Here is a 23,720-nt window from a genome sequence, read left to right as displayed (position 1 = left end):
CCCCGCCCCCCCCCCCCCCGCTCCCCCCCCCCCGCCCCTTCGGCGGGGTGCGATGGCGTCCATTCCCGTCGACGATGTGGACGCCATCGCACCGCTCTCGCGCGTGACAGGAGTAGTCTGAATCCTGAGACGATTCGTATCAGGATGTGGACACCATGCAGACGCGCACCCCCGACAAGTGGCTGATGCTCGCCGTGTCGATGCTCGGACAGGTATCCGGCACGTTGTTCGTCAACGCCGCCCCGTTCCTGATCCCGTACCTCGTGCGCGAGCGGGGCCTGAGCCTCGTGCAGGCCGGCTTCGTCGCATCGGCTCCCCTGCTCGGCATCACCGTGACGCTCTTCGCGTGGGGCGTGGTCGTCGACCGCCTCGGCGAGCGCTTCTCGATGGTCACGGGGCTGGGACTCGTCACCGTCTGTGCCGTCGCGGCCGCCTGGTCGGGGTCGCTGGTCGCCCTCGCCACGTTCCTGTTCATCGGCGGCGCGGCCGGCGGCAGCACCAACTCCGCGAGCGGGCGCATCGTCGTGGGCTGGTTCCCGCCGCACCGGCGCGGGCTCGCGATGGGCATCCGCCAGACCGGGCTCCCCCTCGGCGTCGGGCTGGCCGCCGTGATCGTCCCCAACCTCGTGGCGTCCCGCGGGCTGACCACGACGCTGCTGGTCATCGCAGCGGCCTGCGCCGTCGGCACCGTGCTGTGCGCCGTCCTGATCGTCGACCCGCCCCGACCCGACCGCGCCGCGGCCGACGCGCAGCATCACCTGGCCAACCCGTACCGCGGCGACCGCCGCCTCCTGCGGATCCACGCCGTCTCGGTGCTGCTGGTGGTGCCCCAGTTCACGGTGTGGACCTACATGCTCGTGTGGCTCATCGACACCAAGGAGTGGTCGACGCACTGGGCCAGCATCCTGGTCGCCGTCACGCAGCTGCTGGGAGCGGCCGGACGCATCGGCGTCGGCGCGTGGTCCGACCGGGTCGGCAGCCGCCTCGCGCCGTTGCGCCAGGTGGCCGTCCTGGCCGCAGTGACGATGCTGCTGCTGGGCTTTCTGGAGCCCACCCCCGTGGCCGTCGTGCTGATCGTCGTCGCCACGGTCGTGACGGTCGCCGACAACGGCCTCGCGTTCACCGCCGTCGCCGAGATCGGCGGGCCCTTCTGGTCGGGACGCGCGATGGGCATCCAGAACACCGGCCAGTACCTCGTGTCGGCCGCCGTGCCCCCCGTCGTGGGCGCGCTCGTCACGGGGCTTGGCTACGAGGCGGCGTTCGCGCTGGTCGCCGTGTTCCCCCTGCTCGCGATCGCTCTCGTTCCGGTGCGCGGCGAGCACGCGAAGGCCTGAATCGAGGGCAGCCACCCTCCGATGTGACCCCGTTCACTCCGGAGCCGTTTGGCAAGCCTTACTGGGCGCGAAAGTTACCGACCGGTTAATGTCGGCCCTACTGTCAGGGTCGTCGTCGGGCCCGGCTCGTCGCCAGAGAGTAGGGACCGTCATGCAGGTCGTCGCGATCATCGTCTCGCTTGTCATCACCGCCGTGGCACTGCCACTCATCACCAAGGCCGTGCGCGACATGCTGAAGGTGCTGCGCACCGGACGGCCGCTCGTCGGTCGCCGGGACAACCCCGCCAAGCGCACCGCCAACATGCTGATCGAGACGTTCGGGCACACCCGGATGTTCCAGAAGAAGGCCGTCGCCGTCGCGCACTGGTTCGTGTACGCCGCGTTCGTGCTGCTCAGCACCGCAGTGCTGCAGGGCTACTTCCAGCTGTTCGACCCCGAGTTCGCCTGGCCGATCATCGGACACTTCTACCTCTACGAGTGGGCGGCCGAGGGCCTCGGCCTGCTGAGCACGATCGGCATCGTCTACCTGATCGCCGTCCGCCAGTGGAACCACCCGCGCCGCCTCGACCGCAAGAGCCGCTTCTTCGGCTCCACGTTCTGGCAGGCCTACTTCGTCGAGGCCATGGCGATGCTCGAGGGCGCGGCGATCCTGTTCATCCGCGGCGCCGAGTACAAGCTCATCGAGAACTTCCACGGCGGCGAGCACGGCGGACGCGCGCACTTCCCGCTGAGCTCGTACGTCGGCGACCTGCTCTACCCCGAGTCCGAGCAGGGTCTCAAGAACGTCATCTTCTTCGTCGCGATGTTCAAGATCACGCTCGCGATGGTCTGGCTGATCGTCATCGCCCGCAACCTCACGATGGGCGTGGCCTGGCACCGCTTCACCGCCTGGCCCAACATCTGGTTCAAGCGCAACAGCGACGGCAGCACCGCCCTCGGCGGCCTGCAGCCCATCTACATCCAGGGCAAGCCCCTCGACATGGAGGCGATGGAGGACCTCGAGGAGGAGGACTTCGAGAAGCTCGGCGTCGGCAAGGTCGAGGACTTCACCTGGAAGGGCATCCTCGACTTCACGACGTGCACCGAGTGCGGACGCTGCCAGGAGCAGTGCCCCGCCTGGGCCACCGACAAGCCGCTGTCGCCCAAGCTGCTGGTGCTGGGCCTTCGCGAGCACGCCTACGCCAAGGCGCCCCTCCTGACGCTGTCGGAGGACGAGCAGGCCAACCTGACCGACGAGCAGAAGGCCGAGCTCGAGCGCCCCCTCATCGGCGACGAGTCGATGTACGGCGTCATCGACCCCGACGTCCTGTGGTCGTGCACCAACTGCGGCGCCTGCGTGCAGCAGTGCCCCGTCGACATCGAGCACGTCGACCACATCGACGACATGCGCCGCTTCCAGGTGCTCGTCGAGTCCAACTTCCCCGCCGAGCTGAACAACATCTTCAAGGGCCTCGAGCGCAAGGGGAACCCGTGGGGCATGAACCCCTCGGCCCGCATGGACTGGGCCAAGGGGCTCGACTTCGAGGTCAAGCAGGTCGGCGTCGACGTCGACGACCTCGACGAGGTCGAGTGGCTGTTCTGGGTCGGCTGCGCCGGCGCCTTCGAGGACCGCGCCAAGAAGACCACGCAGGCCGTCGCCGAGCTGCTCGACATGGCCGGCGTGACGTTCGCCGTCCTGGGTGACGGCGAGACCTGCACGGGCGACCCCGCCCGCCGCGCCGGCAACGAGATCGTCTTCCAGCAGCTCGCGATGCAGAACGCCGAGGTCTTCAAGGAGACCAAGGTCAAGAAGGTCGTCTCGACCTGCGCCCACTGCTTCAACTCGCTCAAGAACGAGTACGCCGAGTTCGGCGTCGAGCTCGAGGTCGTCCACCACACGCAGCTGCTCAACCGCCTCGTGCGCGAGGGCAAGCTGACGCCTCGCCCGCCCGTGGCGAACGAGGAGAAGAAGAAGATCACCTATCACGACCCGTGCTTCCTGGGCCGTCACAACAAGGTCTACGAGCCGCCGCGCGAGCTGCTCAGCATCATCCCCGGTGCCGAGTTCACCGAGATGCCGCGCAACTCCGAGAAGTCCTTCTGCTGCGGCGCCGGCGGTGCCCGCATGTGGATGGAGGAGACCATCGGCTCGCGCATCAACGTCAACCGCACCGAGGAGGCCATCGCCACCGGTGCCGACCAGATCGCGGTCGGCTGCCCCTTCTGCCGCGTCATGCTGTCGGACGGGCTGACGCTCAAGCAGTCGGAGGGTGCGGCCCGCGAGGAGGTCGAGGTGCTCGACGTCGCGCAGATGCTGCTCGCCGGCGTCAAGCGCGCGCCCGAGCCCACGCAGGCCGATGACGACCAGGTGGTCGCCGAGGCCGAGGCTGCCACGGCCGCTGCTGCCACCGCCCCCGCGACCGATGCCGAGCCGGACGCCGCCGACGCCGCCGATCCCGACTCGGTCACCGCGACCGAGGACGTCGGTGCCGCCGCCAAGGCGCACACCGAGGGCGATCCGGAGGACAAGCACACCGGTGACGTCGACGAGCTCGACGAGCCGTCGCAGAAGAGCGACGAGGCCGACCAGGCGATCGCCGCCGAGCACGGGGTCAAGGTCGACGAGAACGGCGGCGGTCACGCCGACGAGTCGGCCGACGCGACCGGCCCCCGCAACGCCGACGCGCGCGCCGAGGCTCCCGAGGCCGCCGACGCGCCGGACTCCGACGAGTCGGGAGCCACCGCACCCACGCCCGCCGAGGACGAGGCCGCTCCGACCGAGCCGCAGGCTGAGGCCGACGTCACGACGGAGGCTGTCGACGACGCGGACGACCGTGAGGCGTCCGAGAAGGAGAAGGCCGCCTGGGCCAACGTCGGACCGGTCAACACCGACCTGACGCCCGACGAGCCCACAGCGTCCACGCCCGAGCCCGAGCCCGACGCGGCCCCGGCCGAGACGGTCACCGCCGTCCCCGACGAGACCGAGCCCGTCGAGTCCGACGCCCGCGACGAGGAGGCCGGCGCCACCGACGAGCCGGACGACCGCGAGGCGTCCGAGAAGGAGAAGGCCGCCTGGGCCAACGTCGGACCGGTCAACACCGACCTGACGCCCGACGAGCCCACAGCGTCCACGCCCGAGCCCGAGCCCACGCCCGAGCCCGAGCCCACGCCCGAGCCCGACGCGGCCCCCGCGGAGGAGGTCACCGCCGTCCCCGACGAGACCGAGCCCGTCGAGTCCGACGCCCGCGACGAGGAGGCCGAGACCACCCCCGAGGGCATCACGCCCGTCGAGGACGAGACGTCGACCGCCGACCCGGTCTCCGAGGACGTCGCCGAGCTGACCGACGCCAACCCCAGCGGCGCCGACCTCAGCGCGACGGCCACCCAGCTGGCCTTCGACGACGTCGAGGACGACGACACCACGAAGTAACGGCATCACGCACCGAGAACGGGGAGCGTCGCAGTCACGAGGTGACGGTGAGGCTCCCCGTTCTCGTAGGCCTGGGCCACGGCCCTGCCCCGAACATGCGAAAGTCCGGCCGGGAGGGAGCCACGGGCCGGACCTTGTGCTGATCGCATCGACCAGCGTCGCAAATCGGACGGGAGGGAGTGTGTCCGGTTCGACAAGATCAACGACGCTCCCCCAGGCGGGTCACGGAGGAGGATGAAGAAATGTCAGCGACACGGTGCCCCTGCCTCAGCGGCCTGACCTTTGACGACTGCTGCGGCCGCCTGCACACGGGCCGGGGCGCGGCGCAGACCGCCGAGCAGCTGATGCGCTCCCGGTTCAGCGCCTTCGCCGTGGGCGATGCGGACTACCTGCTGGCGACCTGGCACCCCACGACCCGCCCGGCGGCGCTCGACCTCGACGACGACAGGCGCTGGTACCGCCTCGACATCCGTGCGACCCGCGGCGGCGGCCCGTTCGAGACCGACGGCGTCGTCGAGTTCGAGGCGTTCTACCGGACGCCGAGCGGGTCGGGCAGCCAGCACGAGTCGAGCCGGTTCGTCCGGGAGGGCGGGTCGTGGTTCTACCTCGACGGGATGCGCGGTCAGTAGGGGATGCAGCGGCCGCTGCCCACTGCCGCCAGACCCGTGCGGTCACCGGCGCCCCACGTGGTGATCGACTCGTCCCCGCTGGGACGCATCAGCTGACCCGCCGCGTCGACGTGGTCGAGCCCCACCAGGTGGGCGAGCTCGTGCATCATGACCGACCGCACCCCCGCGCGTCCGCCCCGCTGGTCCAGGATCCGCTTCAGCTGGGGCCCGTCGAGCACCACCGTGCCGGTCACGAACCACCGGTGCCCGTCACGCTCGATCGACGAGCTGCCCGCGTACCCGGCCACGTCGCCCTTCAGCTTCGGAGACGCCTTCGGATCGCTCCACGTCACGGTGACCGGCAGCCACGTGCGGTCGGGGCCCGTCACGGCGTCGCCCTCCGGGGCCTCGTCGTCGGTCAGCCCGTCGACCACGAGCTGGAGCCCCGATGCCTCGCTGACCTCGTCGAGCGCCTGCTCGAGCAGCTTCATGCCGCCGTCGACGATCGTGCGCGCGTCGACCACCAGGTGGATGGGGGCGCACGGATCGTAGGTCACCGGGTCGGAGCCGCCCTTCTGCGTCGCGATGAACGCGTAGGCGTCGCTGGCCGTGCCCCCGGCCGCGGGTGCGCCGAGCGGCGCGGAGGCCGCATCGTCGGGACGTCCCGGAAAGGCGCTGTCGCTGCTGGAGTCGTCGAGCCGCGCGGCGACCGACGCACCACCCAGCAGCACGACCAGGACGGCCACGGCGACGGTCGCGCGACGTCGTCCGCGATCGCCCTGGCCACGAGCGGGGCGGACGGACCGGGTCGCGCGAGCGGGGCGTGCGTCCCGCCGCTCCAGGCGTTCGAGGCGGCGGACCAGCCGTGCGACCCGCCGGCGACGGCGCGGCTCCGTCAGGAGCAGAGCATCCTTCCACCGTCCGGCCACGTGCAGATTCTCCATGCGACGAGGCCATCTCGCACCCTGCACCCCTACGATGTCACCGGCACAGGGCCCGACGAGAGGACGACAGCGTGAGCTGGACACTGCACGGCGACGGAAAGAGCATCGCCGAGGGGGACATCGTCCGGCCGGGCGAACGGCTGACGTGGCCCCGCACGATCGGCTTCGGCGGGCAGCACGTCGTCGCGATGTTCGGCGCGACGTTCCTCGTGCCGCTGCTGACGGGGTTCCCGCCCACGACGACCCTGTTCTTCTCCGGCGTCGGCACGATGCTGTTCCTGCTGCTCACCCGCAACCGCCTGCCCAGCTACCTGGGCTCGTCGTTCGCGTTCATCGCCCCGATCCAGGCCGCCATGGCGTCCGGCGGCATGTCGGACGCCCTGTTCGGCCTCGTCGTGACCGGCATCCTGCTGGCCGCGATCGGCGCGCTGGTGACCGTCACCGGCACGGGGTGGATCGAGGTGCTGATGCCACCGGTCGTGACCGGCGCGATCGTGGCGCTGATCGGCCTGAACCTGTCGGGGGCGGCGACCGGCAACTTCGCCAAGGGCCCCTGGATCGCGACGATCACGCTGGCCACGATCGTCGTGGTCGCGGTCGCCTTCCGCGGGCTCGTGGCACGCCTGTCGATCCTGATCGGCGTCGTGGTCGGCTACGTCGCCGCGGCGATCGGCGGACAGCTCGACTTCGGCAAGGTCGGCGACGCCGACTGGCTCGGCCTGCCCGACTTCACGAGCCCGAGCATGACGTGGTCGGTCGTGCCGATGTTCCTGCCCGTCGTGCTGGTGCTGGTGGCCGAGAACGTCGGGCACGTGCGCAGCGTCGCCCACCTGACCGACGACCCGTCCCTCAACGAGAAGACCGGCCCGGCGCTGCTCGCCGACGGCCTCGCGACGACGATCGCCGGCCTGGGTGGCGGCTCGGCGACCACGACGTACGGCGAGAACATCGGCGTCATGACCGCGACCCGCGTGTTCTCGACGGCGGCGTACTGGGTGGCGGCCGTCGTGGCGATCGCCCTGAGCCTCTCGCCCAAGGTCGGAGCGCTGCTCAACACGATCCCCGAGGGCGTCCTCGGCGGCGTGACCGTCGCCCTGTACGGCCTCATCGGCCTCATCGGCGTCAAGATCTGGATGGACAACCACGTCGACTTCACGCAGCCCGTCAACCAGTACACCGTCGCGATCGCCCTCGTGATCGGCATCGGCGACCTGACGCTGAGCGCCGGCGACATGACGTTCACCGGCATCGCGCTCGGCACCATCGCCGCGGTCGTGGTCTTCCACGCCATGCGCCTGCTGCAGCGAGCCCGCGGCTGGGGCCCCCCCCCCCCCCCCCCCCCCGGCGCGGGGGGGGGACTGGACGTCTTGAGACGGCGTGTCTGTCCAGTCCGCACCACTCGAGGTCCGCTTGGCACCACTCGCGCGTCGGACGGACGCTCGGGCGGTGGGCGACGGCGTGGACGTCCCTCTACGGTGGACCCATGACCCTCTCCGACGACTCTCCAGGCTCCCCGACCTGGCGACACGCCGCCCGCACCGACCTGCTGCGGTTCGCCCGTCGCTCCGAGCGTCCCGAGGGCGGTTTCGTGTGGCTCGACGATGCCGGAGAGGCCGATCCCGACAAGAACCTCGAGCTGTGGATCAACGCCCGCATGACGTACGTGTTCGCGCTGGCGCACCTCGCGGGCACGAGTGAGGCCCAGCGTCTCGCCGAGCACGGGGTCACCGCGCTGCGGACGCTGTTCCACGACGACGAGCACGGCGGCTGGTTCGACGAGGTCGACACCGACGGCCGCACCGCCGACACCGACAAGCGCTGCTACGGCCACGCCCACGTCCTGCTCGCCGCGGCGACTGCCGTCGTGGCCGAGGTGCCGGGCGCCGACGAGCTGCTCGCCGAGGCGAGCGACGTCCACCAGCGCCACTTCTGGGAGCACGAGTCGGGACGCTGCGTCGAGTCGTTCACCCGCGACTGGTCGCAGATCGACCCCTACCGCGGGGCCAACAGCAACATGCACACCGTCGAGGCCTACCTCGTCGCCGGGGACGTGACCGGCGACCCCCTCTGGCACGACCGGGCGCTGGCGATCTGCGAGCGCATCATCGGCATCCACGCCCGCTCGCACGGGTGGCGCATCCCCGAGCACTACGACCACGACTGGACCCCGGTGCCGGAGTACAACGAGGAGTCGCCGGCCGATCCGTTCCGGCCGTACGGCGCGACGCCCGGGCACGCCTTCGAGTGGTCGCGGCTGCTGGTGCAGCTGGCCGCGAGCCTCGACGAGCCGCGTCCCTGGATCCTCGAAGCCGCCGAGGCGCTGTTCGCCCAGGCGGTCGAGGACACCGCCGAGGACGACACGCCGGGCCTGGCCTACACGACCGACTGGCACGGCGAGCCGGTCGTCCGCGAACGCTTCCACTGGGTCATCGCCGAGGCCGTGCTGGCCGCCGAGGCGCTGAGCACCTACACCGGCACCGCCCTCTACGCGGGGCTCGCGAGCCGGTGGTGGTCCGAGATCGCCGAGCACTTCGTCGACGACGCCACGGGATCGTGGCACCACGAGCTGGCGCCGTCGATGGCCCGGTCCACCCGCACCTGGCGCGGCAAGCCCGACGCCTACCACGCATTCAACGCCCTGACCCTGCCCGGCCTGCCGCTCGCCCCGAGCGCGGCCCTGACGATCGGCGGGGAGCAAGCATGACGGTGCTGGTCGTCGGCGAGGCGTTGGTGGACGTCGTGCAGCGTCCGGGGCGCGATCCTGAGCCGCACGCGGGCGGCTCGCCGTTCAACGTCGCCGTCGGGCTCGCTCGGCTCGACGTGCCGACGACGCTGGCGGCGCAGATCGGTCCCGACCGCTATGGCGACGGCCTGCGCTGGCACCTGGCCGACTCGGGCGTCACGCTCGACGAGCTGCAGCCCGTCCCCGAGCGCACCTCGACGGCCCAGGCCACGCTGGCCGACGACGGCAGCGCGAGCTACGTCTTCGACCTGACGTGGGACCCCGACGCGCTGCCCGATCCGTCCGAGGTACGCGCCGTGCACGTCGGCTCGCTGGGCACCTCGCTCGAGCCCGGGGCGTCGCTGGTCGCCGAGCTGGTGCACGGCGCGGACGCGCTCGGGGTGCCCGTCTCGTACGACCCCAACGTGCGGCTGGCCGTCGAGCCCGATCCCGAGGTCTGGCGCCGGGTCTTCGCGACGATCGCTCCGCACGCGTCCGTCATCAAGATGAGCGACGAGGATGCCGAGACGCTGTTCCCGGGCGAGGACCCCGCAGACCTGGCGCGCCGGTTGGCGGCCGACCACGGCATCGTGGCCATCACCCGCGGCGGCGAGGGTGCCGTGATCGCCACGGCCGGCGCCTTCGCGACGGTCCCGCCGGCCGACGTCCGCGTCGTCGACACCATCGGGGCGGGCGACTCCTTCATGGCCGCGATGCTGGCGTGGTGCTCCACCTACGACTGGCCCGGCGCGAGCGAGCTCGACGACGTCGAGCTGACCGACCTGGCGATGTATGCCGCCAGCGCCGCCGGCATCACGTGCTCGCGTCCGGGGGCCGATCCGCCGCACACCAGCGACCTGACCCCGTGACCGACCCCGAGCTCCGTCACTTCACGGGTCAGGGCGGGATGCAGCTGGCGTACCGCGAGGTCGGCGAGGGACGTCCGGTGCTGCTGCTGCACGGCTTCTTCACCACGGGCACCGTCGCGTGGCTGCGCAGCGGGCACGCCGCGCGGCTCGTCGAGAGCGGGCACCGCGTCGTCGTGCCCGACATGCGGGGCCACGGCGACAGCCCCAAGCCGCACGACGCGGCCTCGTACCCGCCCGACGTGCTGACCGACGACGCCCTCGCGCTCGTCGCGCACCTCGGGCTCACCGACTACGACCTCGGCGGCTACTCGCTGGGCGCCCGCACCATCGTCCGGATGCTCGTGCGCGGCGCCTCGCCCCGACGTGCGGCCGTGGGCGGCGCCGGCTTCGACCAGCTGCTGCACGCTGCGGGGCGCGGCACGTCGTTCCGGCACGTGCTCGACCACCTCGGCAACCACGAGTGGGGCTCGCGCGACTGGCTGATGGAGGGCTTCCTGCGCAAGGTCAAGGGCGATCCGGTCGCCCTGCGCCACGTGCTCGAGACCCCCGTCGACACCTCGCGCGAGCAGCTGGCGTCCATCGCGACGCCGACGCTCGTCATCAGCGGCGCGGACGACGAGCCCGAGGCCGGCCGCGAGCTCGCCGCGACCCTTCGGCGCGCGACCTTCGTCGAGGTGCCGGGCGATCACGTCGGCGCTTCCAGCACCCCCGAGCTGGGCCAGGCCCTCACCGACTGGTTCGCCTGACCCACCGGCCCCTGCCCGCCCCGTCACGCGAGTGGCGCAATCGTGCGATTCTGGGACGGCGTGTCGCGCGAGACTGCGCCACTCGGTGACCGAACTGCGCCACTCGCGGGGCTGGGATGGACGTCAGACGACTGGACGGGCCCCGCGCACCGAGACGCACCCGGCCGCGGCCTCGGCGCCGGCCCGCAGCGACGCCTCCGCGTCGCGCCCGGGCACCCACCGGCTGAGGAAGCCCGCCGCGAACGCGTCGCCCGCGCCCACCGTGTCGACGACGTGCGCCTCGAGCGCCGCGACCGTCCGACCGGCGAAGGACGCCCCGTCGGCCCCGCGCGTGAGCACGACCCCGTCGCCGGCGAGCCGCAGGAATCCCTGCTCGTCCTCGTTGGGGAACACGAGGTCGGCATCGGCGAGCCACCCGACGACGGTGTCGCGCCCTGCCGCCTCGACGAAGCCGAGCGAGCTCGGGTCGATGCTGACGCCGGCTCCGCGCCGCCGCGCCTCGGCGACGAGCTCGAGCGCCAGGGGACGCACCGCGTCGTCGAAGAACGAGTAGCCCGTCAGGTGCAGCCACGTGACGTCGTCCCAGGCGTCGTCCGGGACGTGCTCGGACGTCATGGTCGCGTTGGCGGCCCGGTCGACGTACATCGTCCGGTCGGCCTCGGCGTCGAGCGTCAGCACGATCGTCGCCGTGGGCAGGTCGGGGTCGCCCGTGAGGCGAGCGTCGACGCCGTACGCGACGAGCGCGGACTCATGACGCTCGACGGCGTCGGCTCCGCAGCGTCCGACGAACCTCACGTCGGCCCCCAGGTGCCCGAGCCAGGCCGCGACGTTGGCGGCCGACCCACCCGCCGTCATCCGGATCTCCGAGACCGTGTCGCTGGCGGCGTTGACCGCCCCGAGCGGACGCACGCCGATGTCGTCGACCAGGTCGCCGACGACCAGGATCGTCATCGTCCCGACCAGGACAGCGCGATCTCCCCGGCGACCCGGATGTTGTTCTCGGCGATCTTGAGGTTGACCGCCAGGCTCTCGCCGCCGGTCAGCTCGACGATCGTCAGCAGCAGGAACGGCGTGACCTCCTTGCCCGTCAGCCCCTGCTCGTCGGCCATGCGCAGGGCGTCGGTCAGGGCCCGGTCGTGCACGGCGGGGTCGAGCTGCTCCTCGACGGGCAGGGGGTTGGCGACGAGGATGCCGGCCTGCTGGCCGAGGGCGTCACGCGCAGCCATGACGTCGGCGACCGCGGCGGCGTCCGGCACCGTCCAGTCGAGCTCGAAGCCCGAGTCGGTGAGCCAGAAGCTCGGGAACCGGTCGGTGCCGTAGCCGAGCACCGGGACGCTCAGGGTCTCGAGGCGCTCGAGCGTCGCCGGGATGTCGAGGATCGACTTCACGCCGGCCGACACGACCGTGATCGGCACCTGCGACAGGATCGTCAGGTCGGCCGACTCGTCGAACGTCTCGGACGCGCCGCGGTGGACGCCGCCGAGCCCGCCCGTGGCGAAGACACGGATGCCGGCGAGGTTCGCGATGTACGACGTCGCCGCGACGGTCGTCGCCCCGCTGCCGCCGCGGGCGATCGCGATGGGCAGGTCGCGGACGCTCAGCTTGGGGATGTCCTAGCCGGCCACCCGCACCAGCTCGTCATCGGTGAGACCGGCCTTGAGGACGCCGTCGAGCACCGCGATCGTCGCCGGGACGACGCCGGCGTCGGTCAGGATCGACTCGAAGCGGCGGGCGGCGTGCAGGTTGTCGGGACGCGGCAGGCCGTGCGAGATGATCGTCGACTCGAGCGCGACGACGGGCCGCCCCTCGTCGAGCGCGGACTGCACGGCGGGCGAGATGCTGAGGGGAAGAGTCACCCCCGAAGTCTACGGACGCGAGTGGCGCATTCCCGTCCCCGAGTGGCGCAGATTCGCGCAACACGCCGTCTCGAAAACGCAGAACTGCGCCACTCGCGGGAACGGGTGCGACTGCGGCGCGCTCAGATCTCGGTGCGGTGGAAGTTGGCGTGCGAGCGGGACGCGGTGGGGCCGCGCTGGCCCTGGTAGCGCGAGCCGTACTTCTCGGAGCCGTACGGGTTGTCCGCCGCCGAGCTGAGGCGGAAGTAGCAGACCTGGCCGATCTTCATGCCCGGGTACAGCTTGATCGGCAGCGTCGCGACGTTGGCCAGCTCGAGCGTCACGTGGCCCGAGAAGCCGGGGTCGATGAAGCCGGCGGTCGAGTGCGTCAGCAGCCCCAGGCGACCGAGCGACGACTTGCCCTCGAGGCGCGCCGCGATGTCGTCGGGCAGCGTCACGAGCTCGTACGTCGACCCGAGCACGAACTCGCCGGGGTGCAGGATGAACTCCTCGCCGGACGCGACCTCGATCTCGCGCGTCAGGTCGGACTGGTCGGCGGCCGGGTCGATGTGCGGGTACTTGTGGTTGTCGAACACCCGGAAGAACTTGTCGAGCCGGACGTCGATGCTCGACGGCTGGATCATGCCGGGGTCGAAGGGGTCGAGGCCGACCCGTCCGGCCTCGATCTCGGCCAGGATGTCGCGGTCTGAGAGGAGCACGAGTCGAAACTAACGCATCGGGCCGGCGTGCGAGAGAATGGCGCCGTGCCGCCGATCGTCCACACCGTCCTGCTCGACCTCGACCCGGCCGTGCCCGAGCAGGTCACCGCCGCGGTCGAGGGCTTGCGCGCGCTCGTCGACCTCCCCGGGGTGCGATCGATGACGGTCGGACCCAACGTGAGCCCCGAGCCGCTCTCGGACGGGTTCACCCACGCCGCCGTCGCAGTGTTCGAGTCGGCGGCGGCCCGCGACGACTACCTGGTCGCGCCGCGCCACCAGGACGCGGTGGCGGTGCTCCAGCGGTGCCTGCGCCGCGTCCTCGTGATCGACGTCGAAGGATCCTGACCATGGGCCGACTCGTCTACTCCTGCAACGTGTCCCTCGACGGCTACGCCAGCGACGCCGAGGGCAGCTTCACCTGGTCGCAGCCCGACGAGCAGGTCCACGCCTACATCGCCGACCTGGTGCGTCCGATGGGCACGCACCTCTACGGCCGGCGCATGTACGAGGTCATGTCGTTCTGGGAGACCGTCGACGACCCCGACCCCTTCATGGTCGACTTCGCGCAGCTGTGGCAGGCCGCCGACAAGGTCGTCTACTCCCGGTCGCTGGCCGTGACGTCCACCGCTCGCAGCCGCATCGAGCGCGACTTCGACGTCGACGCGGTGCGCGCGCTCGTCGAGGCCTCCGACACCGACGTGCTGATCGGCGGGCCCGAGCTGGCCGGTCAGGCCCTCGCGGCCGGGCTGGTCGACGAGATCCACACCTTCGCGCACCCCGTCGTCGTCGGAGGGGGTGCGCGGTGGCTGCCCGACGGCGTCCGCACCGATCTCGAGCTCGTCGACGAGCACCGCTTCGGCGAGGTCGTCCACCTGCACCACCGCGTGCTGCGACCGTCGGGCGTCCGGTGACCGAGCTCGTCGTCCGCGAGGACGACCTGACGGGCGCCGAGGTCATCGCCCTGCTCGAGCAGCACCTCGACGACATGCACAGCCACACCCCCGCCGAGAGCGTCCACGCGCTCGACGTCGACAGCCTGCGGGGCGACGGCGTGACGTTCTGGAGCGCGTGGTCGGGCGACGCGCTGGCCGGCTGCGGCGCGCTCCAGCAGATCGACCCGGCGCACGGCGAGATCAAGTCGATGCGCACCGCGGACGCCTTCCGCGGCCAGGGCGTCGCGAGCCTGGTGCTGGTGCACCTGCTCGACGCCGCTCGATCGCGCGGATACCGCCGGGTCAGCCTCGAGACCGGCAGCAACTCGCCGTTCGCCCCGGCCCGCCGCCTCTACGAGCGCCACGGCTTCACGTACGGCGAGCCGTTCGCCGACTACGAGCCGGATCCGTGGAGCGTCTTCATGTCGCTCGACCTGGCCTGACGCCGCCGCAGCAGGGCCGCGACGCCCGCGTAGGCCGCGAGCACGAGGGTCAGCACCACCCAGCTGAGCACGTACGGCTTGCCGAGGATCGTGTCGTTGCCGGGCTTGCCGCCCTGACCGCTCAGCACCGGCAGGAAGGCGACCGTCAGCGTCCCCCAGACGACGAAGGCCGTCGCCGTCGCGCTGCGCCAGTGCGCCGGCAGCACCCGCGAGGCCGCGTACCCGATGCCCACCACGACCGGCGCGAGCACCGCGTCGTGCAGCACCACCCCGCCCGCGAGCCAGAAGGCCTCGGACGTCAGCTGCTCGCGGGTGAAGTCGCGCATCAGCCACACCCCCCACAGCCCGCAGCCGACGCCCAGGGCGACGAGGAGCCCGCGGACGGCCCTCACGCGCCGACCTCGATGCGGTTGATCCACTTGGTCTGGAACACGCCCGGACGGTTGGGGGCGATCAGCCGGGCCGGGTAGCCGTGGTCGATGTCGAGCGTCGCGCCGTTGAGCGCCAGCGCCAGCATCGTCCGGCCGTCCTTGGCGACGTTGCCGACGACCCGTGACGAGCCGAACGCGCCACGCGTCTGCAACGACCTCACCACCACGTCGGAGTCGGCGTCGGCCCCCACGAGGGCGAGCAGGTCGCGCAGCGGCACGCCCGTCCAGGTCGCGTTGCGGCTCCAGCCCTCGACGCACGCGATGGGCAGGCGGTGGGTGCTCTGCGGCATCGCGAGCAGCTCGTCGCGCGAGAGCGAGACCGTCCGGTCACCGGCGACGAGCTCGAGCCGCCACGCGGGGTCGAGCGCCGTCTTCGCGGTGCCGGCACCCGCGGCGGTGCGGTTGACCGGCAGGTCCTGGGGGCCGTCGCCGGGCCGCACCGAGAACGCCGACACCCGCCGCAGCCACGGCACGGTCTGCCCAGCCGTCAGCACCACGGCGAGCCCGGATGCCGCGAACGCCGCCAGCAGCACGCTGCGACGGGTCGGCGCCGACGGGTCGAGGTCGTGCTCGGCATGCTCGACCGGCGCGCCGAGCGCCGTGCGGATGACCGGCAGCTTGACGCCGATGTGCACGAGCAGTGCGCCGATCGCCACCCAGGCGACGGCCTCGTGGGTGCGGCGGAAGCTGAACTCCCAGGGGTACCAGCCGATGATGTTGAGCGTCCCGCTCGCGAGCATGAAGAACGTCGCGCCCATCAACGCCGCGATCGACACGCGCTCCAGCGCCTCGACGACCAGCGCGCGGGCGCCGCGTCCGGGCCGGATGAACAGTCTCGGGAAGACCGACCACAGCTTGACCAGCAGCAACGGGATGGCCGCCGTGCCGGAGACGATGTGCAGCCCCTGCGTCCACCGGTACAGCTGGGTCGGGTTCGGGCTCAGGGTCAGCCACCCCGGGGTGCTGTACTGCAGGTGGCTCCACATGCCGGTGAGGAAGCAGACGGCGAAGCAGATGCCGAGGGCCGTGCCGACCCGTGCCGTCAGCTCGGGCCCCCGCGCCCTGCTGTCGAAGTCGTCCGGGCGCGGTATCCGTCGCTCGATGTCGGCGACGGTGGGCAGTCTCACGGCAAGGTCCGGACCATGGTGGCAGTGTGACGCCCACCGGCGGTCTGTGTCGAGACCACCCGCATGCCCGCGGCGGCTGCGACACCCGCGATGGCGTCGAGGCCCACGACGGCCCAGTCGAACGGCACCGACAGGCGTCCGTCGACCCGGAGTCGACGACGCTCGTGGACGAGCCCCGCGCCGCGGTCGGCGACCTCGGCGATGACCTGGCCTCCCGGGACGAGCACATCGCCCACCCGTGCGAGCAGCCGGACGGGGTCTCCCCCGATGCCCAGGTTGCCGTCGGCCAGGAGGGCGAACGACCAGCGTCCCTCGCCGGGGATCGTGGCGTAGACGTCGCGCAGCAGCGCCAGCGCGCCCCGGTCGCGGGTCTGACGGACCGCCTCCTTCGAGACGTCGATGCCCATCGCGAAGATGCGGCGGGCCGCCAGCGCACCGACGAGCCGTCCCGGACCGCAGCCGATGTCGATCGTCTCGGCGTCGCACGGGTCGATGAACAGCTCACGATCGACCCAGTCGGGCTCGGACGACCACATCGCGACGTCGAAGGGCTCGATGCCTCCCACGTCGTCGACCACGTGGGTGATCTTGCCGGTGAAGGCCGCGTCGTAGGCGCTGACCGGGTCGAAGGCGAGACTCATGACGGCGATCCGGTCTCGTCGGTCGTGTCGGTCTCGTCAGCCTCGGCAGCGCTCGCCAGCTGCCGGCTGACGGCGTCGGCGATCAGCGAGATGGGGACGGTGCCGGCGATCTCGACCGCGTCGTCCCACGTGTCCATGTCGCGCAGCGTCCGGAGCGTGACGACGTCGCCGCCAAGGGCCTCGACCGTCCTGGCGCCCGTGTCGGACGCTGACATCTCGACCCCGGTCAGCGCCGCGGCGAGCGACGGGTCGGGCAGGCCCAGCAGCCACCACCCGCCGTCGGTGGCGGGGCCGACGACGATGCTGCCGAGCTCGACGGTGCGACCGGCGTCGAGGTAGTCCGCCACCAGCAGCTGCGGGGTGTCCATGCCCACCTGCACGATGCCCGCGGTCGAGCCGGCGGCGGCGTCGGCGTGCGCGTTGGCCAAGCGCTCGGCCAGACCGTCACCGCGTTGGGGGATGACCTTCAGGGGCTCGAGGGCCTCGCGGATCTCGTCGGCGCGGGCTGCCCGCGACAGGTCTCCCGTCATGGCCACCACGACCGGCCAGCCGACGGCCGTGGCCGTGGCCAGGGTGTCGAGCAGCGCGGCGGCGGCCAGGTCGGCGGCCACGTCGTCGCCGACCGTCCGGGCGACGCGGGTCTTGGCCAATCCGGGGACGGGCGCCTTGGCCACCACGAGCAGCGTCGGGGCGGTCATCGCATGACCTTCGCGAAGTCGTGGGCCACGCGGACCGTGCCGCGCACCGAGCCCGACACCTTCGACTTCGTGCCCTCGGCACGGCGGTCGTACGACACGTCGATCTCGCTGACCGTCCACCCCGCCTCGGCAGCCTTGAGCATCAGCTCGAGGGGATAGCCGAAGCGCCGGTCCTTCACGTCGAGGGCCAGCAGGTCGTCGCGGCGGCAGACGCGCATCGGCGCGAGGTCGTGGATGCCGAACGCGCTGCGGTGGCGGATCAGAGCGGCGAGCATCGTGGTACCGGCCCGTGCGTGCCAGGGCCACACGCCCCGCCCGACGGGGCGACGCCGTCCGACGGCCATGGTCGCGGCGCCGGAGCGGACGATGTCGAGCATGGGCACGAGCTCGTCGAGGCGCATCGACGCATCGCCGTCGATGACGGCCACGAACTCGGACGTCGCGGCGAGCATCCCGGTGTGCACGGCGGCGCCGTAGCCCGGACGGTGCTCGCTGACGACCCGGGCGCCCAGCGACCTCGCGACATCGGCGGTGCCATCGGTCGATCCGTTGTCGACGACGATGACGTTCCAGCCCTCGGGGGTCTCCGCGAGGACGGTCGGCAGCGCGAGAGCCTCGTCCCGACACGGGATCACGACATCGCAGGTGCTCATGGTCATGATTCGAACCTAGGGGGCGTGGCGATTGGTCGCACCCGCAGAGGGATCGTCCACCTGTCTCCATCGGGCCGGGCGACCGCCTCCACCCTAGGCTTGCGGCGTGCCCAGGATCCCGACGAGCCCCCGAGCAGCCGTGCTGTCGGCCGGTGCCGGTCTGGTGCTCGTCGTGGCCGCGATGGTCGTCCCGCAGTGGCTCGACGACGACGTCCGCGTGCACTTCCCGCCCCTGCACGCCGACTGGGACCCCCGCTTCGGCGTCCTGACCCTGCCCGCGATCGCGATCGGGCTGGTGCTCGTGGGGGTGCTGCCCCGGCTCACCCGCACGCTGCCGTGGCGAGCACTGCTCGCCACGGCGTTCGCGACGGCATGGCTGTGGATCGTCGCCGTCGCCATGACCGAGGGCACCGAGGGGCTGGCCCGGACGTTCGAGCGCCGGCAGGAGTACGTCTACGACGCGCAGAGCGTCGGCTCGATCCACACGATGCTGCAGACGTTCATCGACCGCATCCCGATGGATGCGCCCGACAACTGGTACGTCCACGTCGCGGGCCACCCGCCCGGCGCGCTGCTCTACTTCGTGGGGCTCGACCGGCTCGGCATCACCGACCCGTTCTGGATCGGCGTCGTGTGCGTGACGATCGCCAGCACGGCGATCGTCGCGGTCATGATCACGCTGCGTGCGCTCGGCTCCGAGGCGCTTGCCCGCTCGGTGGTGCCGTGGATCGTGCTGGCGCCCAGCGCGGTGTGGATGGGCGTCAACGGCGATGCGGTGTTCACGGCGGTGGCGGCGTGGGGGCTGGCGCTGCTCGCCGTCGCCGCCGTGCACCGCCGCGCGCTGCCGGCCGTCGGATCAGGCCTGCTGCTCGGCTACTGCGTGTACCTGTCGTACGGACTGCCGCTGCTGGGCATCCTCGCGGTCACGGTGCTGGTCGTCGCGCGCAGCTGGCGGCCCCTGCCGTGGGCCCTGGGCGGTGCGCTGGTCGTGGCCGCGGCGTTCACCCTCGGCGGGTTCGCGTGGTGGGAGGCCTATCCCGTGCTGCGCGAGCGCTACTACGACGGCATCGCGTCCGAGCGGGCGTTCTCGTACTGGGTGTGGGCCAATCTCGCGGCGTGGACGTTCACGGCGGGCCTGGCCGTCTGGGCGGCGTTCCCGACGGCCGTGCGGGCGCTGCGCGAGCGCAACGTGCTGGCTCAGCTGGCCGCGGCCGCCGCGGCGACCATCGTCGTGGCCGACCTGTCGGGCATGAGCAAGGCCGAGGTCGAGCGCATCTGGTTGCCGTTCACGATCTGGATCGTCGCCCTCCCTGCCCTGCTGCCCGAGCGTTGGCACAAGCCGCTGCTGGCGTCGCAGGTGCTGCTGGCCCTGCTGGCCCAGCAGCTGCTCCTCACCCGCTGGTGACGCGATGTGTGACGTCTACGGCGTCACGGGCGACCCGTGACGCCGTAGACGTCACACACCGCAGGTCTAGCGGGTGCGCAGGGGGTCGGTGGCGAGGGCGGCGAGGCCCTCCTCCGGACGGATCTCGGCCTCGAAGCCCAGGCCGGCCTTCGCCGCTTCGGGCGACGCCACGACGTGGCGCACGTCGAAGGCTCGGTAGTCGCCCGTCAGCACCGGCTGCTGGCCGCCTGCCGCGGCCGCGAGGGTCGACGCCATCTGACCGATCGTGAACGTCGTGCCCGACGCGATGTTGTAGGGCGTCAGGCCCGGCTCGTGGTCGGCCACCTGCTCGACGGCCAGCACGTTGGCCCGCGCGATGTCGTGGACGTGCACGAAGTCGCGCACCTGGGCTCCGTCCTCGAAGACCCGAGGGGCCTCGCCCCGCGCGATCGCCGAGCGGAAGATCGCCGCGACGCCGGCGTAGGGCGTGTCGGCGGGCATGCCCGGGCCGTAGACGTTGTGGTACCTCAGCGCCACGGCCCGCGAGCCCTCCAGCGTGCACCAGGCCGATGCGTAGTGCTCCTGCGCGATCTTCGACGCGGCATAGCTCGTGCGTGGCAGGAAGGGGGTGTCCTCGGAGATGCGACGCCACGTGATGTCGCCGCCGCACACGGGGCAACGGGGGTCGTAGCGGCCCACCGACAGGTCGTCCTCGCGGCGCTGCGCGGGCGGGACGTCGCCGTGCTCGGGGCACGTGTAGCGCCCGTCGCCGTAGACGACCATCGACGAGGCGAGCACCAGGCGGTCGACACCGCGGCGGGCCATCGCGGCCAGCAGTCGGGCCGTGCCGGCGTCGTTGTGCTCGGCGTAGTCGGGCAGGTCCTGCGCGTCGACCCCGTTGCCGACCATCGCCGCCTGGTGGCAGACCACGTCGATGCCGTCGAGCACGTCGTCGAGCCGCGCCGAGCGCAGGTCGAGCTGCTCGAACCCCGGCGGACGCTCACCGGGACCGTGCGCCTTGTCGAGGAACATGTCGAGCGCGACGACCTCGTGCCCGCGCTCGCGCGCGATGCGTCCGATGTGGGTGCCGATGAAGCCGGCAGCGCCCGTCAGCAGGATCTTCACGGCAGCTCGATCGGGAGGTCCATGCCGTCGACGGCGTGCGAGCACTCGCAGTCGCGGTCGGTGCCGAGGCCGGCGACCACCTCGGCGAGCACGCCCTTGAGCGTGTCGGTGTGGGCGGCGAACACCTCGAACACGGCGTCCATGCTGACGGCCGAGGCCTCGTCGACGCCGGCGTCGTGATCGGTGACGAGGGCGACCGTGGCGTAGCAGAGGGCCAGCTCTCGAGCGAGGACCGCCTCGGGGTGCCCGGTCATGTTGACCACGGCCCAGCCCTGCGCGCCGTACCACTTCGACTCGGCACGGGTCGAGAACCGCGGACCCTCGATGACGACCATCGCGCCGCCGTCGACCGGCGTCTGCTCGGCCAGCCCGTCGAGCAGGTGGTGACGCAGCCTGGAGCAGTAGGGGTCGGCGAACGAGACGTGGCACGCACCGGAGTCGAAGTACGTCTGGTGACGTCCGCTGGTGCGGTCGACGAGCTGGTCGGGGACCACGAAGGTGCCGGGCCCGTGCTCGACCTGCAGGCCGCCGACGGCGCACGGCGCCAGCACCTGCCGGACGCCGAGGCTGCGCAGCGCCCACATGTTGGCGCGGTACGGCACGCGGTGGGCCGGGAAGTCGTGGTGCGCGCCGTGCCGGGGCAGGAACGCGACAGGACGCCCCTCGACGGTGCCGACGGAGATGGGGGCGGACGGCTTGCCGTAGGGGGTGTCGACCTCGACCTCCTGGGGGTCGTCGAGGAAGGTGTAGAAGCCGCTGCCGCCGATGACGGCGACGTCGGGACGCGCGAGCTCAGTCATCCCCCGAGCATGGCACCTGAGCCGTCACCCCGCGAACCACGCATCCGTGCGCCCTCCCGGACTGGCTAGACTGCCCATGACGTCGAAGGACGTCGCGCCGATGTAGCTCAGTGGTAGAGCGCTTGCTTCCCAAGCAAGATATGCGGGTTCGATTCCCGTCATCGGCTCTCACGCGCGAAGCGCGTCCCGCCCGATGACGGGAATCGAGTGGGCCCCTCCCCGCGGGGCCTCCGTCGCGGCGAAGCCGCCAGCAGGCGCCGCCCGCCAAGGGATCCCGTCATCGGCTCCGAGCACAGCGAGGCGCCGGTGACGGGAATCGAGAGGGCCCCTCCCCGCGGGGCCTCCGTCGCGGCGAAGCCGCCAGCAGGCCGCGCCCGCCAAGGGATCCCGTCATCGGCTCCGAGCGCAGAGAGGCCCGCGCAGCGAGGCCGTCAAGGGCACGTCAAGATGCCGTCAAGCCCGTTCCCAGCAGCCCAGCACGGTCCTACGTTCGTGATGTCAGCACATCACCCACGAAGGAGCACCATCCCATGGACACCCTGGTCGTCCCCGTCCGCCACTCGCCGTTCGGCACCCTGACTCCCATGACGGCTCGTCAGCGCAACGGCACACGGGTCGGCATCGCGTACAGCTCGATCGCCGCGCTCGAGGCCGTGCAGCCGAACCGCGAGTGGGTGCGCCTGAGCGAGGGCGCCCTGAACGCGCTGCTGTCGCCGCTGGGCATCCGGACGATCCAGGTCGATCCGCAGCTCATCGTGGCCGATCTGTGCAGCAGCGCGCCCGACCGTCCGATCTGCGCGTGACCGGCACCATGACGACGCTCCGCCACCACCACGCCCCACGAGCGGCCCACCCCTGGCTCGACCTCCTCGAACGGACCGGAGGACTCCCCCTGGTCGCCGCCGCGGTCGGCCTCGCCTCCGGGCTGGCCGTCGTCATGCGGGCGCTGGTGTGACGGCGGCCCGCTCCGTATCTAGCCGCGGTTGAGCGCAACGGCGGCACGCACGAGCTCGACGAATGCGTCGCCGTCGACCGACTCACCCTCGCGGACGTCGATGGCGCGGCGGGTGCCGGCGTCGAGACTGGCGTTGAAGAGTCCCGTGGGATCGGGCAGCGACGCGCCCTTCGCGAAGGTGACCTTGACCTTGTCCTTGTAGGTCTCGAGCGTGCACACGAGCCCCGACGACGAGAAGGTCGGGACGCCGTCGGGGTTGGTCGGCTTGCGCCACTTGACCTCCTCGACGACGTCCGGCTCGGCGCGGGTCACGAGCGTGCGAAGCGTGTCGACGGTGTCGGTGCGCCAGTCGGTCGTCATGAGCCCATCGTACGGATGAACGGCCTCGTCCGGCATCTTTCTGAGATCGTTTTTTCGCCTGCAATCGCAGGGGTTATCCGCCCGCCAAGCAGGCCGCAGCCACCACCCCCACCCATCCACCCCCACCCGGGTGCCGAAGTACTGGTGGAAGCACCCCCCAAACTTCACCAGCACGACAACCCCAAGGATGTGGATCACATGAGCACCATTCGCTCGTACAAGAAGACCTTCGCCGGTATCGCCCTCGCCGCCGTGGCCGCCATGCCGCTCGCCGCCTGCTCGTCGTCGGACTCGTCCGACTCGGCCAGCTCGTCGTCCAGCGAGTCCAAGACCGCCATCGCCAAGCCCGTCGCCCGGATCAACGCCCTCTCGGGCGAGGACACCGCCGTCAAGCTCGACGCCGGCTTCGCCGACGCCCTCAAAACCCTCGGCCTGACGCCCGGCGTCGTCGGCGAAGGCAAGCTCACGGACGGCTCGCTCGTCTTCCCGATCACCGGCGGCAACGTCACCTACTTCAAGCCGGGCACCGCCAAGCCGTACGTCATCGGCCAGATCCAGCACGAGGGCTCGGGCTTCTCGCTCGAGGCCGGCGGCACCAAGGTCGAGATCACCAACCTGAACGTCGACCCGGGCGCCTCGCGTGTCTACGGCGACGTGGCCGTCAACGGCAAGACCGCCGTCACCTCGGCGTTCATCTTCCAGCTGCGCGGTGCGACGCTGAAGCCGCTGCAGACCGAGGGTGACACCGCGATCCTCGAGGGCACCAAGGTCTACATCAGCCCCGTCGCGGCCAGCCTGCTGAACGACACGTTCAAGACCGACGCCGTCACCGACCAGCTCCTCGTGGGCGTCGCCAAGATCACCGTCAACACGACGCCGGCCAGCTGACACCACCAGACCCCTTGCCGGTTGGGTGAGGAGCACGACACGGTGGGCGCCTCCTCGGGGGGCGCCCACCGCGCTGCGTCCGGACGACCCTGCCCCC

The 23,720-nt window shown here is 71.7% G+C and carries 25 protein-coding genes, 1 tRNA gene and 1 pseudogene; 15 read left to right on the top strand and 12 right to left on the bottom strand.

The features are described 5' to 3' along the window. Positions 1 to 155 precede the first annotated feature (155 nt). The 3 genes from DX116_RS07255 to DX116_RS07245 all read left to right on the top strand — a co-directional run bounded on the left by DX116_RS07255 (position 156) and on the right by DX116_RS07245 (position 5,372). Positions 156 to 1,334 carry an MFS transporter gene (locus DX116_RS07255; RefSeq protein WP_119704179.1) on the top strand — a complete coding sequence of 393 codons (1,179 nt, stop codon included), beginning with the start codon at positions 156 to 158 and terminating at the stop codon, positions 1,332 to 1,334. 151 nt (positions 1,335 to 1,485) lie between these two features. After that, complete coding sequence (locus tag DX116_RS07250; RefSeq protein ID WP_119703453.1) at positions 1,486 to 4,743, top strand: heterodisulfide reductase-related iron-sulfur binding cluster; 3,258 nt, start codon at positions 1,486 to 1,488, stop codon at positions 4,741 to 4,743. 242 nt (positions 4,744 to 4,985) lie between these two features. After that, entirely contained in the window at positions 4,986 to 5,372 is a 387-nt protein-coding gene (locus DX116_RS07245) for a YchJ family protein (RefSeq protein ID WP_119703452.1), read from the top strand. Here DX116_RS07245 and DX116_RS07240 read toward each other — a convergent pair. Next, positions 5,366 to 6,295, bottom strand: a complete 930-nt coding sequence (locus DX116_RS07240) for a hypothetical protein (protein WP_119703451.1) — start codon at positions 6,293 to 6,295, stop codon at positions 5,366 to 5,368. The two genes, DX116_RS07245 and DX116_RS07240, sit on opposite strands and share 7 nt — an antisense overlap. 71 nt (positions 6,296 to 6,366) lie before the next feature. Here DX116_RS07240 and DX116_RS07235 point away from each other — a divergent pair, with 71 nt between their 5' ends. From DX116_RS07235 to DX116_RS07220, 4 genes are read left to right on the top strand one after another with little or no spacing between them, the layout of a single operon-like run. Continuing rightward, positions 6,367 to 7,782, top strand: a complete 1,416-nt coding sequence (locus DX116_RS07235) for a uracil-xanthine permease family protein (protein WP_119703450.1) — start codon at positions 6,367 to 6,369, stop codon at positions 7,780 to 7,782. Then, positions 7,779 to 8,999 (top strand): AGE family epimerase/isomerase, encoded by a 1,221-nt coding sequence (locus DX116_RS07230; protein WP_119703449.1) that lies wholly within the window; start codon positions 7,779 to 7,781, stop codon positions 8,997 to 8,999. The genes DX116_RS07235 and DX116_RS07230 overlap by 4 nt, the downstream gene beginning before the upstream one ends. Further along, positions 8,996 to 9,886: a carbohydrate kinase family protein gene (locus DX116_RS07225; RefSeq protein ID WP_119703448.1), complete on the top strand. Its 891-nt coding sequence runs from the start codon at positions 8,996 to 8,998 to the stop codon at positions 9,884 to 9,886. The genes DX116_RS07230 and DX116_RS07225 overlap by 4 nt, the downstream gene beginning before the upstream one ends. Beyond that, on the top strand, positions 9,883 to 10,632 hold the full coding sequence (locus DX116_RS07220) for an alpha/beta fold hydrolase (protein ID WP_199715951.1): 750 nt from the start codon (positions 9,883 to 9,885) through the stop codon (positions 10,630 to 10,632). Before DX116_RS07225 ends, DX116_RS07220 begins: the two co-directional genes overlap by 4 nt. Before the next feature lie 123 nt (positions 10,633 to 10,755). Here the strand turns inward: DX116_RS07220 and DX116_RS07215 are convergent, their stop codons facing one another. The 3 genes and pseudogenes from DX116_RS07215 to dcd all read right to left on the bottom strand — a co-directional run bounded on the left by DX116_RS07215 (position 10,756) and on the right by dcd (position 13,186). Beyond that, positions 10,756 to 11,583 carry a carbohydrate kinase family protein gene (locus DX116_RS07215; protein WP_119703447.1) on the bottom strand — a complete coding sequence of 276 codons (828 nt, stop codon included), beginning with the start codon at positions 11,581 to 11,583 and terminating at the stop codon, positions 10,756 to 10,758. After that, positions 11,580 to 12,458: pseudogene (locus DX116_RS07210) on the bottom strand (pseudouridine-5'-phosphate glycosidase). Before DX116_RS07210 ends, DX116_RS07215 begins: the two are co-directional and overlap by 4 nt. A 152-nt stretch (positions 12,459 to 12,610) precedes the next feature. Next, complete coding sequence (dcd, locus tag DX116_RS07205; RefSeq protein ID WP_056603622.1) at positions 12,611 to 13,186, bottom strand: dCTP deaminase; 576 nt, start codon at positions 13,184 to 13,186, stop codon at positions 12,611 to 12,613. Positions 13,187 to 13,231: 45 nt separating this feature from the next. On the opposite strand from dcd, the gene DX116_RS07200 reads away from it, so the two are divergent. The 3 genes from DX116_RS07200 to DX116_RS07190 are packed head-to-tail and all read left to right on the top strand — an operon-like array spanning position 13,232 to position 14,561. Then, positions 13,232 to 13,531 (top strand): Dabb family protein, encoded by a 300-nt coding sequence (locus tag DX116_RS07200; RefSeq protein WP_158591926.1) that lies wholly within the window; start codon positions 13,232 to 13,234, stop codon positions 13,529 to 13,531. 2 nt (positions 13,532 to 13,533) lie between these two features. Continuing rightward, the gene (locus DX116_RS07195) at positions 13,534 to 14,097 is read left to right on the top strand and encodes a dihydrofolate reductase family protein (protein WP_119703445.1); all 564 of its coding nucleotides are present in this window, start codon (positions 13,534 to 13,536) and stop codon (positions 14,095 to 14,097) included. Beyond that, positions 14,094 to 14,561 (top strand): GNAT family N-acetyltransferase, encoded by a 468-nt coding sequence (locus DX116_RS07190; protein WP_233556597.1) that lies wholly within the window; start codon positions 14,094 to 14,096, stop codon positions 14,559 to 14,561. Before DX116_RS07195 ends, DX116_RS07190 begins: the two co-directional genes overlap by 4 nt. On the opposite strand, the gene DX116_RS07185 is transcribed toward DX116_RS07190, so the two are convergent. Genes DX116_RS07185 through DX116_RS07165 form a run of 5 tightly spaced genes read right to left on the bottom strand, consistent with a single transcriptional unit; the run spans position 14,513 to position 18,117 of the window. Further along, the gene (locus tag DX116_RS07185) at positions 14,513 to 14,953 is read right to left on the bottom strand and encodes a hypothetical protein (RefSeq protein ID WP_119703444.1); all 441 of its coding nucleotides are present in this window, start codon (positions 14,951 to 14,953) and stop codon (positions 14,513 to 14,515) included. The two genes, DX116_RS07190 and DX116_RS07185, sit on opposite strands and share 49 nt — an antisense overlap. Further along, the gene (locus tag DX116_RS07180) at positions 14,950 to 16,119 is read right to left on the bottom strand and encodes a molybdopterin-dependent oxidoreductase (RefSeq protein WP_119703443.1); all 1,170 of its coding nucleotides are present in this window, start codon (positions 16,117 to 16,119) and stop codon (positions 14,950 to 14,952) included. Before DX116_RS07180 ends, DX116_RS07185 begins: the two co-directional genes overlap by 4 nt. Then, positions 16,116 to 16,760, bottom strand: a complete 645-nt coding sequence (locus DX116_RS07175) for a methyltransferase domain-containing protein (protein ID WP_158591925.1) — start codon at positions 16,758 to 16,760, stop codon at positions 16,116 to 16,118. Before DX116_RS07175 ends, DX116_RS07180 begins: the two co-directional genes overlap by 4 nt. Then, positions 16,757 to 17,458, bottom strand: a complete 702-nt coding sequence (locus DX116_RS07170; RefSeq protein WP_119703442.1) for a TIGR04282 family arsenosugar biosynthesis glycosyltransferase — start codon at positions 17,456 to 17,458, stop codon at positions 16,757 to 16,759. The genes DX116_RS07175 and DX116_RS07170 overlap by 4 nt, the downstream gene beginning before the upstream one ends. Continuing rightward, the gene (locus tag DX116_RS07165) at positions 17,455 to 18,117 is read right to left on the bottom strand and encodes a glycosyltransferase family 2 protein (RefSeq protein WP_199715950.1); all 663 of its coding nucleotides are present in this window, start codon (positions 18,115 to 18,117) and stop codon (positions 17,455 to 17,457) included. The genes DX116_RS07170 and DX116_RS07165 overlap by 4 nt, the downstream gene beginning before the upstream one ends. Before the next feature lie 100 nt (positions 18,118 to 18,217). On the opposite strand from DX116_RS07165, the gene DX116_RS07160 reads away from it, so the two are divergent. Next, the gene (locus DX116_RS07160) at positions 18,218 to 19,516 is read left to right on the top strand and encodes a hypothetical protein (protein ID WP_233556596.1); all 1,299 of its coding nucleotides are present in this window, start codon (positions 18,218 to 18,220) and stop codon (positions 19,514 to 19,516) included. 66 nt (positions 19,517 to 19,582) lie between these two features. On the opposite strand, the gene DX116_RS07155 is transcribed toward DX116_RS07160, so the two are convergent. Together DX116_RS07155 and DX116_RS07150 are read right to left on the bottom strand one after the other, a co-directional pair. After that, entirely contained in the window at positions 19,583 to 20,620 is a 1,038-nt protein-coding gene (locus DX116_RS07155) for an NAD-dependent epimerase/dehydratase family protein (RefSeq protein WP_119703440.1), read from the bottom strand. Next, positions 20,617 to 21,420, bottom strand: coding sequence for an S-methyl-5'-thioadenosine phosphorylase (locus DX116_RS07150; RefSeq protein WP_119703439.1), 804 nt, complete (start codon positions 21,418 to 21,420; stop codon positions 20,617 to 20,619). The genes DX116_RS07155 and DX116_RS07150 overlap by 4 nt, the downstream gene beginning before the upstream one ends. A 96-nt stretch (positions 21,421 to 21,516) precedes the next feature. Here DX116_RS07150 and DX116_RS07145 point away from each other — a divergent pair. The 3 genes from DX116_RS07145 (at position 21,517) to DX116_RS19885 (ending at position 22,375) form a co-directional block, all read left to right on the top strand. After that, positions 21,517 to 21,587: transfer RNA gene (locus DX116_RS07145), tRNA-Gly, on the top strand. 363 nt (positions 21,588 to 21,950) lie between these two features. Then, positions 21,951 to 22,223, top strand: a complete 273-nt coding sequence (locus tag DX116_RS07140) for an SAV_915 family protein (RefSeq protein ID WP_119703438.1) — start codon at positions 21,951 to 21,953, stop codon at positions 22,221 to 22,223. After that, entirely contained in the window at positions 22,220 to 22,375 is a 156-nt protein-coding gene (locus DX116_RS19885; RefSeq protein WP_158591924.1) for a hypothetical protein, read from the top strand. Before DX116_RS07140 ends, DX116_RS19885 begins: the two co-directional genes overlap by 4 nt. Before the next feature lie 18 nt (positions 22,376 to 22,393). Here the strand turns inward: DX116_RS19885 and DX116_RS07130 are convergent, their stop codons facing one another. After that, complete coding sequence (locus DX116_RS07130; RefSeq protein WP_119703436.1) at positions 22,394 to 22,735, bottom strand: DUF1801 domain-containing protein; 342 nt, start codon at positions 22,733 to 22,735, stop codon at positions 22,394 to 22,396. 198 nt (positions 22,736 to 22,933) lie between these two features. On the opposite strand from DX116_RS07130, the gene DX116_RS07125 reads away from it, so the two are divergent. Beyond that, positions 22,934 to 23,623, top strand: coding sequence for a hypothetical protein (locus DX116_RS07125; protein WP_119703435.1), 690 nt, complete (start codon positions 22,934 to 22,936; stop codon positions 23,621 to 23,623). Positions 23,624 to 23,720: the final 97 nt, after the last annotated feature.

The sequence above is a fragment of the Aeromicrobium endophyticum genome, from assembly GCF_003586285.1.
GTDB classification, from domain to species: Bacteria; Actinomycetota; Actinomycetes; order Propionibacteriales; family Nocardioidaceae; genus Aeromicrobium; species Aeromicrobium endophyticum.
The sequence above is the reverse complement of the archived record's forward strand: the minus strand, read 5'-3'. Positions and strand labels throughout refer to the sequence as shown.